Annotated in this window: 14 protein-coding genes; 9 read left to right on the forward strand and 5 right to left on the reverse strand. The window is 50.5% G+C overall.

Translation table 11 applies throughout. The features are described 5' to 3' along the window. Positions 1-69 precede the first annotated feature (69 nt). From KME12_19865 to KME12_19890, 6 genes are all read left to right on the forward strand, one after another. Positions 70-423: a PAS domain-containing protein gene (locus tag KME12_19865; GenBank protein ID MBW4490044.1), complete on the forward strand. Its 354-nt coding sequence runs from the start codon at positions 70-72 to the stop codon at positions 421-423. 26 nt (positions 424-449) lie between these two features. Beyond that, on the forward strand, positions 450-2633 hold the full coding sequence (locus KME12_19870) for an EAL domain-containing protein (protein MBW4490045.1): 2184 nt from the start codon (positions 450-452) through the stop codon (positions 2631-2633). A 157-nt stretch (positions 2634-2790) separates the two neighbouring features. Further along, entirely contained in the window at positions 2791-3261 is a 471-nt protein-coding gene (locus KME12_19875; GenBank protein ID MBW4490046.1) for an SUF system NifU family Fe-S cluster assembly protein, read from the forward strand. A 65-nt stretch (positions 3262-3326) separates the two neighbouring features. Next, on the forward strand, positions 3327-3860 hold the full coding sequence (locus KME12_19880; protein MBW4490047.1) for a Ycf51 family protein: 534 nt from the start codon (positions 3327-3329) through the stop codon (positions 3858-3860). 136 nt (positions 3861-3996) lie between these two features. Continuing rightward, positions 3997-5181: an iron-containing alcohol dehydrogenase family protein gene (locus tag KME12_19885; GenBank protein ID MBW4490048.1), complete on the forward strand. Its 1185-nt coding sequence runs from the start codon at positions 3997-3999 to the stop codon at positions 5179-5181. Positions 5182-5184: 3 nt separating this feature from the next. Further along, positions 5185-6396, forward strand: coding sequence for an aspartate aminotransferase (locus tag KME12_19890; protein ID MBW4490049.1), 1212 nt, complete (start codon positions 5185-5187; stop codon positions 6394-6396). Positions 6397-6574: 178 nt separating this feature from the next. On the opposite strand, the gene KME12_19895 is transcribed toward KME12_19890, so the two are convergent. The 4 genes from KME12_19895 to KME12_19910 form a co-directional block, all read right to left on the reverse strand. After that, positions 6575-7387: a hypothetical protein gene (locus tag KME12_19895; GenBank protein MBW4490050.1), complete on the reverse strand. Its 813-nt coding sequence runs from the start codon at positions 7385-7387 to the stop codon at positions 6575-6577. A 386-nt stretch (positions 7388-7773) separates the two neighbouring features. Beyond that, entirely contained in the window at positions 7774-8658 is an 885-nt protein-coding gene (locus tag KME12_19900) for a peptidoglycan-binding protein (GenBank protein MBW4490051.1), read from the reverse strand. Positions 8659-9225: 567 nt separating this feature from the next. Then, on the reverse strand, positions 9226-9651 hold the full coding sequence (locus KME12_19905) for a hypothetical protein (GenBank protein MBW4490052.1): 426 nt from the start codon (positions 9649-9651) through the stop codon (positions 9226-9228). Positions 9652-9680: 29 nt separating this feature from the next. Beyond that, a complete protein-coding gene (locus tag KME12_19910) occupies positions 9681-10085 on the reverse strand; it encodes a 4Fe-4S binding protein (GenBank protein ID MBW4490053.1) in 405 nt (134 codons plus the stop codon). 493 nt (positions 10086-10578) lie between these two features. Here KME12_19910 and KME12_19915 point away from each other — a divergent pair, with 493 nt between their 5' ends. The 3 genes from KME12_19915 (at position 10579) to KME12_19925 (ending at position 16951) form a co-directional block, all read left to right on the forward strand. Beyond that, on the forward strand, positions 10579-12210 hold the full coding sequence (locus tag KME12_19915; protein ID MBW4490054.1) for a DUF2079 domain-containing protein: 1632 nt from the start codon (positions 10579-10581) through the stop codon (positions 12208-12210). Positions 12211-12332: 122 nt separating this feature from the next. Next, positions 12333-13520, forward strand: coding sequence for a glycosyltransferase family 4 protein (locus KME12_19920; protein ID MBW4490055.1), 1188 nt, complete (start codon positions 12333-12335; stop codon positions 13518-13520). A gap of 65 nt (positions 13521-13585) precedes the next feature. Then, a complete protein-coding gene (locus KME12_19925) occupies positions 13586-16951 on the forward strand; it encodes a sigma 54-interacting transcriptional regulator (protein MBW4490056.1) in 3366 nt (1121 codons plus the stop codon). Positions 16952-16979: 28 nt separating this feature from the next. Here KME12_19925 and KME12_19930 read toward each other — a convergent pair whose 3' ends face one another. After that, complete coding sequence (locus tag KME12_19930; GenBank protein MBW4490057.1) at positions 16980-17183, reverse strand: hypothetical protein; 204 nt, start codon at positions 17181-17183, stop codon at positions 16980-16982. Positions 17184-17301: the final 118 nt, after the last annotated feature.

Raw genomic sequence — 17301 nt, forward strand, 5'->3', positions numbered from 1 at the left:
TTGCTAGGCAGAAGCCAACCTTTTAGTTATGGCTGCGATCGCCTATCCGCATACAGGAAATCCAACGATATGATGACGCTCCAGGAGCTGAAGTCCAAAACTGACGTACCTGTGCTAATCACGGATCATCAAGGCTTCATTACCTTCGTAAATAGTGCTTTTCAAGCGACTTTTGGCTGGCAGACTGAGGAGATTCTGGGCCAACCGCTCACAGTAGTTATTCCGACCAGTTACCATGACGCCCATCACCTCGGATTTGCTCGCTTTGCCCTGACTGAGCAACCTACTGTGATGAACCATCCCCTGCGATTGATGGCAATCACCCAGGATGGCAGAGAAATTCTATCCGAGCATTTTATTACCGCAGAGCAGCAGCTTGGCCAATGGATGTTTGGTGCTGTCTTACGGCCTTTGGAGCCCTAACTACCCCTCACGGAGCAAAAGCCCCAATGCTAGGTGATCCCACCATCCTGCTCAATCAACTGCGCTCCACATTAGGGAAGATGGAAGTGGCTTTAGGGGCCATTGTCGATTCCATTGTTTGGACGGACGAGGATGGCAGAATTCAATGGTCTAATACTACGTTCGACCGTTTAGTGAATCGGCAACGTTTTGAAGTGTTGGGTACGCCGCTTCTAGATTTGTTGCGTCTGGAGCAGCAGAATCAACCACTTACGCCTGAGGAACACCCAGTCAATCGAGTGTTACACGAACGACTGAATGTGACTGGCGTTTACGAATTTCAACAGGCTGAAACTAGGCAAGTTCTAGAAATTTATGCCACCTGTATCCAATTTAAGGGTCAGGGAACCAGTGCTGTCTTAGCAATTCGAGACCTAACAGAGCGCGATCGCCTAGATGCAGAACTGAAGCAATCCAAGCAAAAGCTCTCACTCCATGTGCAGCAAACTCCCCTAGCCGTAATTGAGTGGAACCTAGATTTTGAAGTGGTGGACTGGAACCCAGCCGCAGAAAAGATTTTTGGTTATTCCCAAAAAGAGGTGCTAGGCTGTCACGCTTTAGATTTGATTGTGCCAGTTGCTGCTAGAGATCAGGTCAAGCAGGTTTGGGTGGAACTCTTGGCTCAGAGGGGAGGCACGCGTAGTACCAATACTAACCGGACGAAAGATGGTAGAACTATTTTCTGTGAGTGGTACAACACACCTCTAGTTGATCAAAACGGGAACCTGATTGGTATTGCCTCGTTGGCTCAGGATGTAACGGAGCGAAAGTGGGCAGAAGAGCAGTTGCTGCATAGTGCGCTCCATGATGCGCTGACGCATCTACCCAATCGAGCTTTGTTTATGGACCGCTTAGAGCATGCCATGCAACGAGCGAAGCGGTCTACAGGGCATTTATTTGCAGTTTTATTCATAGATTTAGATCGCTTCAAACTGATCAATGACAGTTTGGGGCATTTAGTTGGAGATCAACTGCTAGTTGCGATCGCCCGCCGATTAGAAGCCTGCTTACAACTAGGTGATACAGGGGCACGGCTAGGCGGTGATGAGTTTGCCGTTTTACTAGAAGACATTCCAGACTTAGGCTATGCCACTCAAATTGCCGAGCGGATTAAGCAGGCTCTGACCCTACCCTTCAACCTCAACGGCTACGAAGTCTTTACGACTGCCAGCATTGGGATTGCGCTATATACCCGCAGCTACGTTCAATCAGAGAATTTGTTGCGAGATGCTGATATCGCCCTGTATCGCGCCAAAGCCCTAGGTAAAGCTCGTTATGAAGTCTTCAACCTGAGTATGCATGCTCATGCGGTGGAGCGATTGCAACTGGAGACGGATCTGCGGCGAGCGATTGATCGTCAAGAGTTTCAGGTTCGCTATCAACCCATTGTGGCCTTAGCCACAGGTGCAATTGTGGGGTTTGAAGCTTTAGTGCGTTGGCACCATCCTCAGCGCGGCTTGGTTGCTCCGACGGAATTTATTGCCGTTGCTGAAGAAACAGGCTTGATTGTGCCACTGGGGCATTGGGTGTTGCAGGAAGCTTGCCAACAGGTAGCGAACTGGCAAGTACGGTTTCCTTTCTGCCAACCCCTGACGATCAGTGTCAATATTTCGGGGCGGCAGTTCTCCCAGACGAGTTTGATGACCCAAGTCAGTCAAATTTTGCAGACCACTCAGCTAGCGCCTGGGAGCCTGAAACTGGAAATTACTGAAACTGTGCTGATGGAAAATTCGGAACTCGCGATCGCCATGCTACTAGCCCTGAAAGCGATGAACATTCAGCTATACATGGATGATTTTGGTACTGGGTATTCGTCTTTGAGCTATTTGCACCGCTTTCCGATTGATGTCCTCAAAATCGATCGCTCTTTTATCACCACAATAGACACGAATAATAAGAATTCAGAAATTGTCCAGACGATCATCACGCTAGCCCACAACTTGGGGATGCAAGTCATTGCCGAGGGCGTAGAAACGGCAGTTCAACATACTCAACTAAACCAGATGGGATGTGAGTACGGGCAGGGTTACCTATTCTCTAAACCTGTGTCCGCTGCTGTCATCACCACCCTGCTAACTCAGCAATATCATTGCCGCGCTCTCCAGCTCAGTCCTCAGCCGCAGCATCAGCGCCAATCATCAAAAGCTGGCAAGGTCTTACCTGGAAACTGATTCAGAAGTTTTGGTCTGAGCGCTACGGCAAACCGATCGCGGATCGAGCTAGCAGTTGATATGCTGGAACTCTAGGTAATAATGCGATCGCATCCTATCAAGCCAGAAGACCCTGATAGGATCGAGAATAGACGGAGACACACATCATTAACCCATCATGACTCTGGGCAACTTACGTGATCTATATCAACAAGTGATTCTGGAGCGTTATAAAAAACCTCGTAACAAGGGTACAACCTCTCCAGTCCATCGCTATCAAAAAGGCCATAATCCCTCCTGTGGGGACACGATCGAACTGACCTTGCAACTCAACGAGAGCAGCGATCGGATTGAGGATGTCAAATTTGAAGGGGAAGGCTGCGCGATCGCGATCGCCTCTACAGATCTAATGGCTGAGGCTTTACGAGGTCGCACCGTTGCCGAGGCCCTAGAAATGGTGCAGCGCTTCCAAACCATGATGAAAGGGGACGCAGAGTTCCCCCAAGAATTGCGGAAGTTAAACGTAATGCAAGGGGTTTCTCAGTTTCCTGTGCGAATTAAATGTGCCAATCTTTCTTGGCATACCTTAAAGGCAGCCTTAGAGCTCTCTGAAGCGTCTCAGCCTGCGGGCTTTGTGAGCAACGAATAACCGAGGAAATTCCCACCTTTCCCTCAGCCTTATTGATCTCTCGTTAGTCTTAGTTTGCCACCGTCATGCCTACAACTGCTGATTTTTTAATTGCTACTAAGTGGTCGGGCATTCTGACCTTAGTTTGTGCTGCTTTAACAGTTTTAATGTTTGTGCTCCAGTGGGGCGTGCGGTTCCGATTTGTAGGAGTCACAGGCTTTATGGGGGTTCTAACCGTTGGCTTCTTTGCTCTTGGTTTGGTGCCTCTGACCCATACCATCATTCCGGGTGCCGCTCCTTTCTCACTCATCTATGACTCTGGAGCCAGTCAGGCTGTTATTTCGGTTTCACCCAAGATCAAGCAATCTGAGTTAGATGCCACTCTGCGCCAAGCAGCTTCCGATTTGTTCTCCTTTGGTCGCTTAGGGGACGCGGACGAGAAACTCACGATTCGGGCTCGGAGCGTTATTCACCCAGAACCAGGGCAATCGGTACCCCTCTATTTAGGTGAGGTCAAGCGATCGCTGGCATCGCGAGACGACAGCAATTTGGCGGTGACGATCTATGACCAAAATTTTGCTCGTTTGCCTCAGGTACAGACAGCATCTAGCTCGTCTTAACCCCCCAGTAAAACCTAGGTAGTGAGTTGCCAACTGAGTGATCTTTACACCTCGCTTTCAGTGCAAACTAACCTAGAAATAGTAGTAAAGTTGTCCTTACCCTACGTAAATCTCAACGACTCTGCGATCGTGCCCTATGCCTCATTCCTCTTTACCGGATTCATCGTCAACCCCAACTAAAACAGCTCCTGTACTGCTCTCGCTCATGGTTGCGCCCGCTCAAGTGATTCGAGGCGAGCAAGCGTTGGCTCAAGTGGGGGAGGCAATTGGTCGCTTAGGACAACGGCCTTTAATTATAGGGGGCGATCGCACCTTGGCAGCGGTGCAACCTTGGCTACAACCCGTCTTGCAGCAAGAAAAACTGCTCTTTGCTCAGGCTGCCTATGGTTTAGATTGCAGTGAGTCAGGACTGGCAGCGCTCCGAGAAGCAGTCGCGACTCACCAAGCTGACGTCATTATTGGCGTTGGTGGCGGCAAAGCCCTAGATGCGGCTAAATTGATTGCCTATCAATGCCAATTACCGATTGTGACTGTGCCCACTTCGGCGGCAACCTGTGCGGCTTGGACTGCCCTCTCCAACGTCTATTCCGATCAAGGTGCCTTTTTGTACGACGTAGGTTTACCCCGCTGTCCCGATTTGTTGGTGCTTGACTACAGCCTGATTCAGACGGCTGAGCAGCGGACTTTGGTGGCAGGGATTGGGGATGCTCTAGCCAAGTGGTACGAAGCGTCCGTCAGCAGCGGTCACTCAGACCAAACTTTGTTGATTGCCGCAGTTCAGCAGGCCCGCGTCTTGCGCGATATTCTCTTTCAAAAATCCGTTGCTGCTTTGCAAGAGCCAGGAGGCGCTGCTTGGCGAGAGGTGGTAGATGCTGCTGTGTTATTGGCGGGGGTGATTGGTGGTCTGGGCGGGGCCCAATGCCGTACTGTAGCTGCCCATGCAGTACACAATGGCCTTACCCACTTGTTGGCGAGCCATGATGCCTTACACGGAGAGAAGGTGGCTTATGGCATTTTGGTGCAACTGCGCCTAGAGGAAATGCTGCAAGGAAATCAACTAGCAGCGACAGCACGACAGCAGCTCCTAAGGTTTTATGCGGAAATCGGCTTGCCCCAAACCTTAGGGGATTTGGGTTTAGGACAGATTTCGCTGGCAGATTTACAACATGCTAGCGAAGTGGCTTGCGCTAAAGGCTCCGATATTCACCGTTTGCCATTCCCAGTTGTGCCTTCACAACTCATGGCAGCTATGGTTTCGACCACGGCTCCGGTTGAAGTCAGCCGTACCACTCTGACTCAGGCAACCAGCAACGAGGTGTAAGGAATGGAACTGGATTGGATTACCCCTGCCGAACGCCTGCGGGCACTCCCCCCCTATGTATTCGCGCGCTTAGATGAGTTAAAAGCTCACGCTCGCGCCCAGGGTCTAGACTTGATTGACCTAGGAATGGGTAACCCAGATGGCCCCACACCTCAGCCTGTCGTAGATGCAGCGATCGCGGCTTTGCAGAACCCCGCCAATCATGGTTATCCACCTTTTGAAGGCACTGCAAGTTTCCGCCGCGCCATCACCAGTTGGTATCACCGTCGTTATGGGGTCAGCCTTGATCCTGACGGAGAAGCTTTGCCGTTGCTGGGTTCCAAAGAAGGCTTGGCTCACTTAGCGATCGCCTACGTCAATCCCGGTGATGTGGTTCTCGTTCCCAGCCCCGCTTACCCAGCTCATTTCCGGGGGCCACTCATTGCAGGTGGCAAAATTCACAACCTGATCCTGAAGCCAGAAAATGATTGGCTAATTGACTTGGCAGCCATTCCAGATGATGTGGCTAAGCAAGCCAAGATACTCTATTTCAACTACCCCAGCAATCCAACGGCAGCTACAGCTCCACGCGAATTTTTTGAAGATATTGTGGCTTTTGCCCGCAAGCATGAAATTTTGCTGGTGCACGATCTTTGCTACGCGGAACTCGCCTTTGATGGCTACCAACCCACAAGTTTGCTAGAAATCCCAGGCGCGAAGGACATTGGAGTAGAGTTTCACACCATGTCCAAAACCTATAACATGGCGGGTTGGCGTGTGGGCTTCGTCGTTGGCAATCGTCACATTATTCAAGGATTGCGAACCTTAAAAACCAACTTGGACTATGGGATTTTTGCGGCCTTACAATCTGCGGCTGAAACTGCCTTGCAACTGCCCGATGTTTATTTGCATGAAGTTCAAGCTCGCTACCGCACCCGTCGAGATTTCCTGATTCAAGGATTAGAAGAGCTGGGTTGGAGCATTCCTAAAACCCGCGCCACTATGTATCTCTGGGTGCCTTGCCCGCCGGGGCAAAACTCGACTGACTTTGCTCTGTCGGTACTGCAACAAACAGGTGTCGTTGTGACTCCAGGTAATGCTTTTGGACCAGGAGGCGAAGGCTACGTTCGCATTAGCTTGATTGCCGACTGCGATCGCCTTGGAGAAGCTTTACAACGATTGAAGCAAGCTAACATCCGTTACCAAGCTGAAGCTGTGGTGTCTCATTCCGAATGACCTTCTGAACAACCACCCTTTAAAGCATCAATGGGTCTAGTTGCAATTACTAGACCCACGAGAAATTAAAGCACTTGTAATGCTCCTAAATGCTTTGCACTTGTAGTGTGTTTAAGGGCTTTGCATTACAGAGTTGGCGTTGGGTTAAGTCAACAGTTGCATGTCAGCTTCGATGGAGTTAAGGGTTATTTGTACCTGCTCCAGTTGTGCCTGTACCCGTGGTATCAGTACCCGTTGTGCCTGTGCCCGTAGTATCAGTACCCGTTGTGCCTGCTCCAGTTGTGCCTGTACCCGTGGTATCGGTACCCGTTGTAGCAGGTGCATTACCAGACTGGTTGCCCGTGTTGAAATTGCTGGTTGCAGGTGCAGTATTAGTGGTAGTACTTGGAGTGTCTTGGGTAGAAGTTGCGTCATTCCCCGTTTGAGGCTGAGTAGACGTAGGCGCAGGATTGCTGGGCACTGTAACGTTGACATCAGGAGCGGGTGCAGGTGCTACATTCACCGTAGGTGCAGGAGCGGGTGCCTGAGGCGCTGGAGCTTGAGTTTGGGGAACGGGCACCAATCTCTCTCGCTCAATGATTTGAGTCTCCGTTCTCGTAGTTGGGCTAGGAGAGGGTGAGGCAGCAGGAGCGACTGAGCGGTTGGGAACAATAATAGGTGCTACAGGGGCGGGGTCTTCTCGCTGGTTTAGAAAAAACAGGGTGCCAAGAATTAAACCCAATACCGAGGTCGCGATGACCCCAATCAACAGTCCACGAGCTGCATTATCATTGTCACGAACAATCTGATTTTCTTCGCGAAGCTCTCGTTCGGTAACTTGACCACTCACATAACCATCGCGATAAGCAGTAGGGTCATCTACTGTCGGTCTCTGAGTGTGAACGGTATCGGCAGTGCGAGTCACGCGAGTATGAGTGTTTCCTTGAGCGTCTTGATACGTCTCTTGATTCACTTCTGAGTTGCGGGTTTCACGGTCGTCTCGGTTGTACATTTTTATTGCCAGAACGCTTTCAAAACAAAAGGATTTTAGAAAAAGAAAAAAGAGATTTTGGAATCGCTAGAAACTAACAGATGAACTCTAAAATCAGTAGATTCAAATAGTGACTTCTGAAGTTTTGAGTCTAATTTTTTACCAGCTCTACGTGAACTCTGTATACAAAAGATACTTGGTTGAAAGAGATAAACAGTTCTACCTGAGGAGTGGATTATTTACTCTGCCTCTGGGTAGATCTAGACACTCTATTTTTTAGATCTTATTTCTTAGAAAAATTTTAATCTTCTACATCTGCTTGTTTATAGTTTGAGGTCATAAAAAAGTGAAGGCAAACGTTGCCTCCATGTCATTTGAACCTAAATTTTGCCCTGAGGAAGTACGAATTAACGCAGCAAAGCGCTCCACGTAGCAGGCCCAACAATACCGTCTGCTTCTAATTGATACTGACGCTGAGCAGCTTTCACGGCTGTTTGAGTTTCAGATCCAAAAGCACCGTCTACCACACCTTGGAAAAATCCTGCTGCTTGCAAGCGCTCTTGTAATCTGGAAACGGCAGAACCCTGCATGCCCAATCTCAGCACTGGTAGCTCTACGCTAGAGGCAGCAATATCAGTAGAGCTCAAAGAATCACTGGGCTTCACAGAGTTGTTATTGGAACCTGAACTAGCACTAGTCGCAGTGAGAGCGGTTGGGCGGCTAGAGTTCGTGTTGCTTGCAGCAATTTGGGGAACTGGGAAGGCAGCGGCAGAAGTATCCGCAGTGGATAGAGCAGTGGCAGGAGCTGGGCTATTGGTGGTAGCAGCAGTATCGACGGATCGGGCTGTAGGTCTGGTGGTAGATGAAATAACGTTGGAGGCAGGGGGTGGAAAAAGTTGGTTCCAGGTAGCAGTTCCTACAATGCCATCCACCGATAGCCCCGCCGCCGTTTGAAACTGAGAGACGGCGATCGCAGTACTTTCGCCATAAAAGCCATCTACCACTCCAGCATAAAAGCCTAATAGCTTCAAAGTGGCTTGCAATTCTGAAACATCTCGGCCTCGACTACCCAGCCGCAAATTTGCTCGGTTGAGCAGGCTACCTGGCGTTTTAATTAATGTACTTTCTGAGGAGCTTGAGCTTAGCCCTTGGGCAAAGGTTTTTTCTGCTTCGCTAGCTGAAATAAGGAGGCTGAGTAAACTAGCCGTTAACAAGCTGATGGTATTCCAGCGAATAATCTGGCTGCGCATGATGTGGGGAGCGGCTAAACCTTGATCTGGGCTACTTTGCATAGACCTCAATCCTCTGTCAACTCAGTCACCTGCGATCGCAGGCCAAACTCCCCTGAGTTTATCTCATGTCCAATCTGATTTAGCTGTAGCGCTGAAGATCGCCTGAGGCTAAAGATCGCCTGAGAGGAAGATAAAAAACAAAATTGCCCCACTGCATTGTAGTGCTGTAGGGCAAGAGGACAGTTAAGCGCTTTTCATAGTGTCCTTAAATTCCCTCACAATCTTATGCAACCGTGTGACGCTTTTTGCAGTGTCCATCCGGTGGCTTTAGATGGTTTTGAGAATAGGAAGCATAGAAACCTTGCCCAGCGTGCCCTTGGAGCGATCGTATCAAAAACTGTAACTGAATCGTAATGGCTATAAAACTGCTTTAGTCTAGAGATAACAAATCCTCACGCACCACACTAGCAGCCCTCTCAGGCTGCTTTTTTCTTGCAGTTTTTTAGGTGGATAGGCTCCGAGAGCGTGGGGGCAGAGCTGCTGCGCTCACCTGGCTTCACTGAAATTAGACTGTAGCTTACGTGTGCAATGGGTTCTATCATTTACAAGCTCCTAGGTATGATGCCCCTAGATGTAATGGTTGAGAATCCAGCCTAATTCCAAACCAATTAGCGAAACCGTTGACAAGACCCAAAAAGCTTGCCATTGTTGCAGTCCAGCTGTCTGCATGTCTAGTCTGACCAACATGCATGCGGAGATTGTGACCAGAATGTGAATAAAAACATGAGCCATGTAGAGAACTATAGCGGTTAGAGAAGCGCTGCAAAGTACTAAAACAAATCTGCCCACACTGGAGACAGACCAAGTGAAAAATCGCACTCTCAAACTGCGTTCGGGTGCTGTAAGAAGTCCTGCTACAGTCAACGCAAAGACGGCGGCAAATAGCAAGCTCAACCCAGAGTCCTCAGGGGCGTAGAGAAACCAGCCGAAGGTACAATAGGCAGCTACCAGAAAGGCCAGAGATAGCCAAGGAAGTTTTTTAAGAAATGACATTCCTGTAATTGACTTGCCGTTTATTCAGTCTACAGATTTGTTGAGATGGCTTGAACTGGGCAAGTGGGAATGCACTGTTCGCAGACAATACAGCGCGATCGCGTGAAGGTGAGCCGAAAAGATTGTGGGTCTAGGGTCAGGGCTTCCGTCGGGCAGACTCCAGTACAGAGGCCACAATGGACACAGACCTCTTCGTCAATTAGAAGTTCTCGGCTCGCCAAGGAGACACCGATGTCTTGCGATCGCATCCAGTCCACAGCTGCGTCTAGCTGATCGATATCGCCAGAAAGCTCCACAACCAACGTACCAATCTGATTCGGGGCAACTTGGGCACGAATAATGTTAGCAGCAACATTAAAGTCTTTGGCCAGTCGATACGTCACTGGCATTTGGATAGAACGTTTAGGGAAAGTCAGGGTTACCCGTTTCTTCACAGCTTATCAATGATAAAGGTCGCCTCTTCGTACTGACATTTTGACATCCTCTCCCAGCAACCCTAACGGGTATGCAAAAAGATTCCTTGAGTTGCCCCAGATTTCCTGCTTCACAGCCAGCCAGCTAGACTGAGTGACCCCAGTCCCCGCTGCATCGGCTCCACAGGCAGTTTCAACTACCCGTTGCCCACGGGCAGATATGACTTGAGCTGTGGCAATATCCCTCGGTTTAACCGATCCGCATTCGGAACATTGATGCACCCTCACGCTACATTGCAACACACATCTAAAATGCGTTCAATCTCTGAAGCCTGCTCAGCAATTGGCTCTAGGGCATTGCTTACCCTAACATAGGCAAAACACGGACAAAAATTGGGTTCTTGGCGGGAAATATTCATGAAACTCTAGGCGATCGCGGAAATTTGCTGGAATGGGTTGAGCCAGCGCCGACAACATGAGACGTTAAGACTGTAGCGAAGAGAGTCATCTAATAATGTTGCAGCAGTGGCAGAAACAGCCGGAGTTGCGGTGGGTGCTGGGCATGGCGATCGCTTTTTTTGTCGTGCTGTCCGCGATCGCGCTGCATCGGTATTACAACTTCTATCCGACCTATGTCGCCTTCGACCAAGGCATTTTTAATCAAGTGTTTTGGAATGGCTTGCACGGTCGTTTCTTCCAAAGCTCACTCTCTTCCACGCTCTCGGCAGCAGTGACTCAAGACGGCCAAGTGCCGGAAGTGTTTTACCACCGCTTGGGCCAGCACTTCACGCCTGCTTTGCTGCTCTGGTTGCCAATCTATGCCCTGTTTCCCTCGCCTGCACTACTGTCAATACTGCAAGTGGCGTTGATGACGGCGGCTGGTTTGGTGCTGTATGCCTTGGCGCGACACTATCACAACCCACCGCTAGCCGTGATGATTGCGGCCAGTTTCTATGGGGCAGCAGCGGTGATTGGGCCAACCGTAGCTAATTTCCATGATTTGTGCCAGATTCCCCTGTTTATCTTGGGGCTGCTGCTAGCAATGGAAAAACGCTGGTGGTGGCTGTTCTGGGTGCTGGCAGGGCTGACGCTGCTGGTACGAGAAGATGCGGGAGTCGTCTTATTTAGTGTGGGGTTTTATCTCGCTGTGAGTCGGCGGCATCTCCGGGCTGGGTTGGGAGTGTGTGCGCTGAGTGTGGTTTACATACTGCTGGTGACAAACTGGGCTATGCCGCTGTTCTCGCCTGATATTTCTCGGCGGTTTATGGTGGAGCAGTTTGGGCACTTTGTGGGCAACCGGGAAGCGTCTTCATTACAGGTGATTGGGGCGATCGCCACTCAGCCGCTGCGGTTAATTCAGGAAATCGTTACACCTGCCGATCGCACGATCAGCTATTTACTGGCCCATTGGCTACCCTTGGCGTTTGTGCCTGCGGTGGCTCCGACGGCTTGGCTAGTGGCTAGCTTTCCGTTATTGCAAAACTTTATGCGGCAAGACCCGACCGCGCTCTCGATTGACCTGCGCTATGCCCTCACAGTGATTCCGGGGTTCTTTTATGGGGCAGTGATTTGGTGGGCCAAGCATCCAGGGGCGTTTACTCGGCGGTTTCGGCGCTTTTGGATTTTTTGCCTCAGTGTGTCGCTGATTTTAACGATTGTCTCGAATCCCAATCGAGCTTTGTCTTTTTTAATCCCCGATTCTTTCCAACCTTGGGTTTACTCGGCTCCTCAAACTCAATGGCAACATGCGGCAGCAATTCGTAGCTTGATGGGCCAAATTCCACCGGATGCTAGCGTTTCAGCGACCACTCATATCGTGCCGCATCTCTCGAATCGGCGGGAAATTGTCCGCTTTCCAGCCCTCCAGGTAAGGAATGATGCCAGGGCCGTGATTTCGGTAGACTATATCATTCTCGATTTCCAACAATTACGGCAGTACCAAGTGGTGTTCGATGATGACCGGAGACTTTTGAAGACAATGGTGCCTGTAGTTGATCGGCTTTTGGGCGATCGCTCCTACGGCTTAGTTGGCGTCCAGGATGGCGTGTTGTTGATGCAGCGTAGTGCTAACTCTGACTCGACTGCGGCAACGGCTTGGTCTACCTTTCGGCAAGAGCTGGAACCGATTCTGCGACAGCCTGAGTAGCCAAGCAAAGCTTTGTGAAGATTTAGGAATCATGCCTGCATTCCTTCGCGGCAATTACAGTGGCCGCTACACTGATATGTGAAGTTCTTAGGACTTATGTGAAGGTGTGGGAGTAGCGTTTGATGAAAATTCTGGTATTGGCTTGGGAATTTCCTCCTCGCATTGTGGGCGGCATTGCCCGACATGTGGCCGAGCTATACCCAGAACTCGTCAAGCTGGGCCATGAAGTGCATCTAATTACCGTCGAGTTTGGGCAAGCCCCAAGTTATGAAGTGGTCGATGGGGTCAAAGTGCATCGGGTGCCTGTGGGCTATAGCCACGACTTTTTCCATTGGGTTGTGAATATGAACGAGAGCATGGGCCGTCATGGTGGCAAGTTGATTCTAGAGGATGGCCCCTTCGACCTGATTCATGCCCACGATTGGCTGGTTGGAGATGCCGCGATCGCCCTCAAGCACACGTTCAAAACCCCGCTCATTGGGACTATCCACGCCACTGAATATGGCCGCCATAACGGCATTCATACCGATACCCACCACTACATCAGTAGCAAAGAAACCCATTTAGCCTACAATGCTTGGCGAGTCATCGTTTGTACCAACTACATGCGTTCTGAAGCCGCGCGGGCATTGGGTAGTCCTGAAGCAAAAGTGGATGTCATCTACAACGGCATCCGCCCCGAAAAGAAACAACGGCACCCAGATTTTGACTTTGCCAGTTTCCGCCGCCAGTTTGCCGAGGATAGCGAAAAGATTGTTTATTACGTGGGCCGCATGACTCACGAAAAAGGCGTGGCGGTTTTGCTCAATGCCATGCCCAAGGTGCTTTGGGAGATGGGTGGCTATGCCAAGCTGGTGATCATCGGCGGCGGCAATACCGACCACTTGAAGCAGCAGGCTTGGAACCTCGGTATCGCTCACAAAACCTACTTCACTGGGTTTATGTCTGAGGAAGACTTGAACAAGTTTCAAACGATTGCTAATTGCGCCGTTTTCCCTAGCCTCTATGAACCCTTTGGTATCGTGGCTTTAGAAAGTTTTGCGGCGCGGGTGCCCGTGGTGGTTTCGGATACGGGTGGCTTTCCAGAAGTAGTACATCATACCAAAACAGGCATTGTGACTTGGGCCAATAATTCCGAGTCCTTAGCTTGGGGCATTTTAGAAGTTCTCAAAAACCCTGGTTATGCTCAATGGCTCACAGACAATGCTTATGAAGACCTAGAGCGGCGCTTCAGTTGGGCCAAAATTGCCCAACAAACAGAAGTGGTTTACAAACGGGTAGTGCAAGAGCGATCGCAAGTTGATTGGTAAGGTTGATGGTTAAGACAGTAAGTTAGGCAGATCGCGTTCAAACCAAAAACTCAGGGGGCGAGCACATGGATAGGGCTGAGCGGATTCAATGGTTAAAAGAGCATACTCAGTTGGCATCGCTCTCGGATGAAACCCTAGAGGCGATCGCCGCTGCTATTGTTGAGGAGCCGTTCCAAGAAAATCGCCGTTTGGTTTTGGAAGAAACGCCTCCAGAAGCTCTGTATATCCTCAAGGCTGGGCACTTGGAGAGTTATCACACCAGCCTCAATGGCCCTGCTAAAGCAGTGGGTCTACTGCCAGGAAGCATCATCCACCTCAAGGAACTGTTGTTAGACCAAGCGGCTGAGCAAACTGTGATCACTCTGGGAGATGGTTTGTTATGGCAGATTGCCAAAGAGCCATTTCTGGCCTTGGCTCAGCAATACCCAGAAATTAGCCGTACCTTCTCGCGCCAACTTGCGGCGGAGCTAAACCAGTTAACCTCTCAACTCGCCTACGAACAAGAGCGACAGACAGCATTACGGCCTTATGCGATTCCTAGAGTCAGGCGAGGCGTGATTGGTAGTAGTGAAGTGGCTGTCAGACTTCGTAAACAAGTCCGAGATGCTGCCCGCGATCGCACTCCCGTTTTACTGACGGGTGAAGCGGGAGTTGGTAAAGTCAACTTAGCGGCGTTGATTCACTTCAACTCAGCGGCGCGACGGGAACCCCTAATTCGTTTCAACTGTGGCACTCTTTCTAGCAGTGGTGCAGAACTGTTTGGGCGGGTGGCTCAAAGTGCAAGTGGCAAACAGGGTCTACTGGCCTATCTAGGCAGCGGAACTTTAGTGCTGGATCACCTGCAAGATCTCCTTCCAGAGCTGCAAGCTAAGGTGATTCAGCTCCTCCAAACCGGGGAGTATCGCTCCATCAGTCGAGAGGGTGAGCCGATAGGTGAATTACAGCAGTGTCAAGCGCGCATCATCGTGACCGCAGAGCGATCGCTGGATCAAGTCCACGCGCAACTGAGCCTTGAGCCTGGACAAGCTTTGTGGGGACATGCGATTGAAGTGCCACCCCTGCGCGATCGCAAAGCCGATATTAAAGCCAAAGCTGAATATCACATCACTTGTTTTGCTCGTGGCGAAGGAATTTCGAGACCCAAACTCACACCGGAAGCTGCTGAAGTTTTAGCCAGTTATGACTTCCCTGGAAATTTACCAGAGCTAGAGAGTCTGTTGGAGCAAGCGATTAGCCAATCGAATGGAGCGGCTGAACTGACTGCCGATCTATTTCGGTCGGCTCAACAGCTTGCGGTTCAACTGGATCAAGTAGCATCCCAACTTGCCTTTGAGCAAGAGCGTCAAACGGCATTACGGCCTTATTTAGTCCCTAAAGTGCGGCGAGGCATTGTCGGCTCTAGTCGCTATGCGGTGCGGTTACGGCAGGAAATTAAAAAAGCGGCTAGCGATCGCAAATCGGTATTGGTATTCGGTGAACCAGGGTTGGGCAAAGACAATACCGCAGCGCTGATTCACTTTGGCTCTCGCGATCGCCACCAACCGATGATCAAAATCAACTGCAATACCCTGCAAGCCAGTGGTGCAGAATTGTTTGGTCGCGTAGGAGGCAAGCCAGGGCTACTAGAGTGGATTGGTCAGGGCACGCTCCTCCTCAACAATATTCAAGAATTGCTCCCTGCGCTGCTGGAAAAGATTCTGCTCTTACTCGAAACCGGAACGTATGCTCCAATTAGCCGCGAAGGGGAACCCACACCAGAACCCAAGCAAAGCCACGCTCGGATCATGATGGTGTCGGAAAAAAGTTTGCCGCAGCTAGAGCGAAAACATTGCGTCCAGCATGTGATCAAGGTGCCGCCATTGCGTGTGCGGAAGGCCGATATTGCTGCCCAAGCTGAGTACTACATCAGTTTGACTTGTCGAACTAAAGATATCGCTCGCCCCCACGTCACCCCAGAAGCTTTACGCCGTCTCCAGGGCTATGACTTTCCGGGCAACTTCGCTGAACTAGAAGGACTGATTGAACGAGCGATCGCGCAGTCAAATGGCGCACCTGAACTTACCGAAGAAGTCTTCTGGGCCGTCAGCAACAAAACCAGACGCTTCCGCGTGAACTTGCTGAATGCCTATCCCAAGTTGCGACAATTTCTGCGGAGTGATTGGTGGCCCGATCGCATCAACTTTGGCTTCACCTTGGGCTTTTTTGCCGTCATCGTCAGCATTCTGATGCTGGGACCGCAAGCCCGCGACAGCAACATTGGCCTGAATCTATTTTGGGCTTGGTGGTGGCCGTTGATGCTGGTTGCCTTTCCGTTTGTCGGGCGGTTGTGGTGCTCGGTTTGTCCTTTCATGATCTATGGTGAGCTAGCTCAGAAGCTTTCCTTGCGGCTGTTTCCTCGCGAATTATTGCCTTGGCCGCGCCAGCAAGCAGAGAAATGGGGCGGTTGGTTTCTCTTTGGCTTATTCACGCTGATTTTGCTCTGGGAAGAACTCTGGCATCTGGAAAACACGGCTTATCTTTCCGGTTGCTTGTTACTCCTGATTACGGCGGGTGCAGTCATTTTCTCGCTGTTGTTTGAGCGTCGCTTCTGGTGTCGCTATCTCTGCCCGATTGGGGGGATGAATGGCTTATTTGCCAAGCTCTCTATGACAGAATTGCGGGCGCAGCAAGGCATTTGTTCTGCCACTTGCACCACTTACCAATGCTACAAAGGCGGCCCTGAAAAAGGCGAAGGCCAAGAAAGCCTCGGTTGCCCGCTCTATTCGCACCCCGCCCAACTGGAAGACAATCGGGATTGCGTGCTGTGTATGACCTGTCTCAAAGCTTGCCCCCACCGCTCCGTTGAGGTGAATCTGCGACCTCCCGGCATTGAGCTTTGGACGACGCATCAGCCCACCTACGCGGAAGTTGCGTTGCTGTTTCTCTTGTTCGGAGCCATTTTTCTGCATCGCCTTCCCGAAATTGAAAATCAGTTGGGCTGGAATTTCCATCTAGAGAATTTTGGCTGGCATGCGGGCGTTTCTGCGGTGGCACTATTGCTGCCCGTCGCGATCGCTCTCTTGGCCCAGTTCTTGATTCAGGCAATCAATCGTACCCTCAAGCCCCGCCCCTTCCTAGAACTAGCTTACGGCTATTTGCCTTTAGTGCTGGGTGGCAGCTTAGCCCACTACTTGCGCTTAGGCTTAACCGAAGCAGGTCGAGTTCTGCCAATTACACTAGCAACCTTTGGCTATAGCAGCGTCAATGTGCCGATCGCCGTGGCTGAACCCGCAGTGATCGCATTCCTGCAAGCGGTGACGCTAATTGCTTCAGTCTGGTTAAGTGTGATTTTGACCCAAAAAATTGCCCGCCAACCCCTACTCAGTTTGCTCCCTCAACACCTAGCCACGCTCGCCATTGGCTCGCTGTTGTGGAAGTTGATCGTCAGTTGATCAGGTTATCTGCTCTAGCAATTAGAACTCAATCCACTACTTTCAGGAGTCCCATATCCAAGTGGTCAGAAATCCGCCGAATTTGACTCAACTCCTCAGCACTCAACACTGCGTCTGAAGCGATCGCCATAAAAAATCCGCATTCATCCGCTTGGGTAATTTTTCCAGAAGTAAAAATGCGCCGAATAATTGGCCCAATCGTAGAACCAGGACTGCTATTGTCAGTATTCATGAGGACGATTCTTTAAGGAACACATGAAGAAGCTCTATTGATATGTATATTCCCTGAATCATTGACCTCTTTGCTCCCTCCAGTTGGCTTACCTAGGTGGGTGAGCTTGAGCCATACC

It is taken from the genome of Trichocoleus desertorum ATA4-8-CV12 (assembly GCA_019358975.1).
Lineage (GTDB): Bacteria > Cyanobacteriota > Cyanobacteriia > FACHB-46 > FACHB-46 > Trichocoleus > Trichocoleus desertorum_A.

Excerpts from the sequence above, each read along its gene's own strand:
- KME12_19865 (MBW4490044.1), top strand. The coding sequence starts at position 70 with ATGATGACGCTCCAGGAGCTGAAGTCCAAAACTGACGTACCTGTGCTA.
- KME12_19870 (MBW4490045.1), top strand. The coding sequence starts at position 450 with ATGCTAGGTGATCCCACCATCCTGCTCAATCAACTGCGCTCCACATTA.
- KME12_19875 (MBW4490046.1), top strand. The coding sequence starts at position 2,791 with ATGACTCTGGGCAACTTACGTGATCTATATCAACAAGTGATTCTGGAG.
- KME12_19880 (MBW4490047.1), top strand. The coding sequence starts at position 3,327 with ATGCCTACAACTGCTGATTTTTTAATTGCTACTAAGTGGTCGGGCATT.
- KME12_19885 (MBW4490048.1), top strand. The coding sequence starts at position 3,997 with ATGCCTCATTCCTCTTTACCGGATTCATCGTCAACCCCAACTAAAACA.
- KME12_19890 (MBW4490049.1), top strand. The coding sequence starts at position 5,185 with ATGGAACTGGATTGGATTACCCCTGCCGAACGCCTGCGGGCACTCCCC.
- KME12_19895 (MBW4490050.1), bottom strand. The coding sequence starts at position 7,387 with ATGTACAACCGAGACGACCGTGAAACCCGCAACTCAGAAGTGAATCAA.
- KME12_19900 (MBW4490051.1), bottom strand. The coding sequence starts at position 8,658 with ATGCAAAGTAGCCCAGATCAAGGTTTAGCCGCTCCCCACATCATGCGC.
- KME12_19905 (MBW4490052.1), bottom strand. The coding sequence starts at position 9,651 with ATGTCATTTCTTAAAAAACTTCCTTGGCTATCTCTGGCCTTTCTGGTA.
- KME12_19915 (MBW4490054.1), top strand. The coding sequence starts at position 10,579 with ATGTTGCAGCAGTGGCAGAAACAGCCGGAGTTGCGGTGGGTGCTGGGC.
- KME12_19920 (MBW4490055.1), top strand. The coding sequence starts at position 12,333 with ATGAAAATTCTGGTATTGGCTTGGGAATTTCCTCCTCGCATTGTGGGC.
- KME12_19925 (MBW4490056.1), top strand. The coding sequence starts at position 13,586 with ATGGATAGGGCTGAGCGGATTCAATGGTTAAAAGAGCATACTCAGTTG.
- KME12_19930 (MBW4490057.1), bottom strand. The coding sequence starts at position 17,183 with ATGAATACTGACAATAGCAGTCCTGGTTCTACGATTGGGCCAATTATT.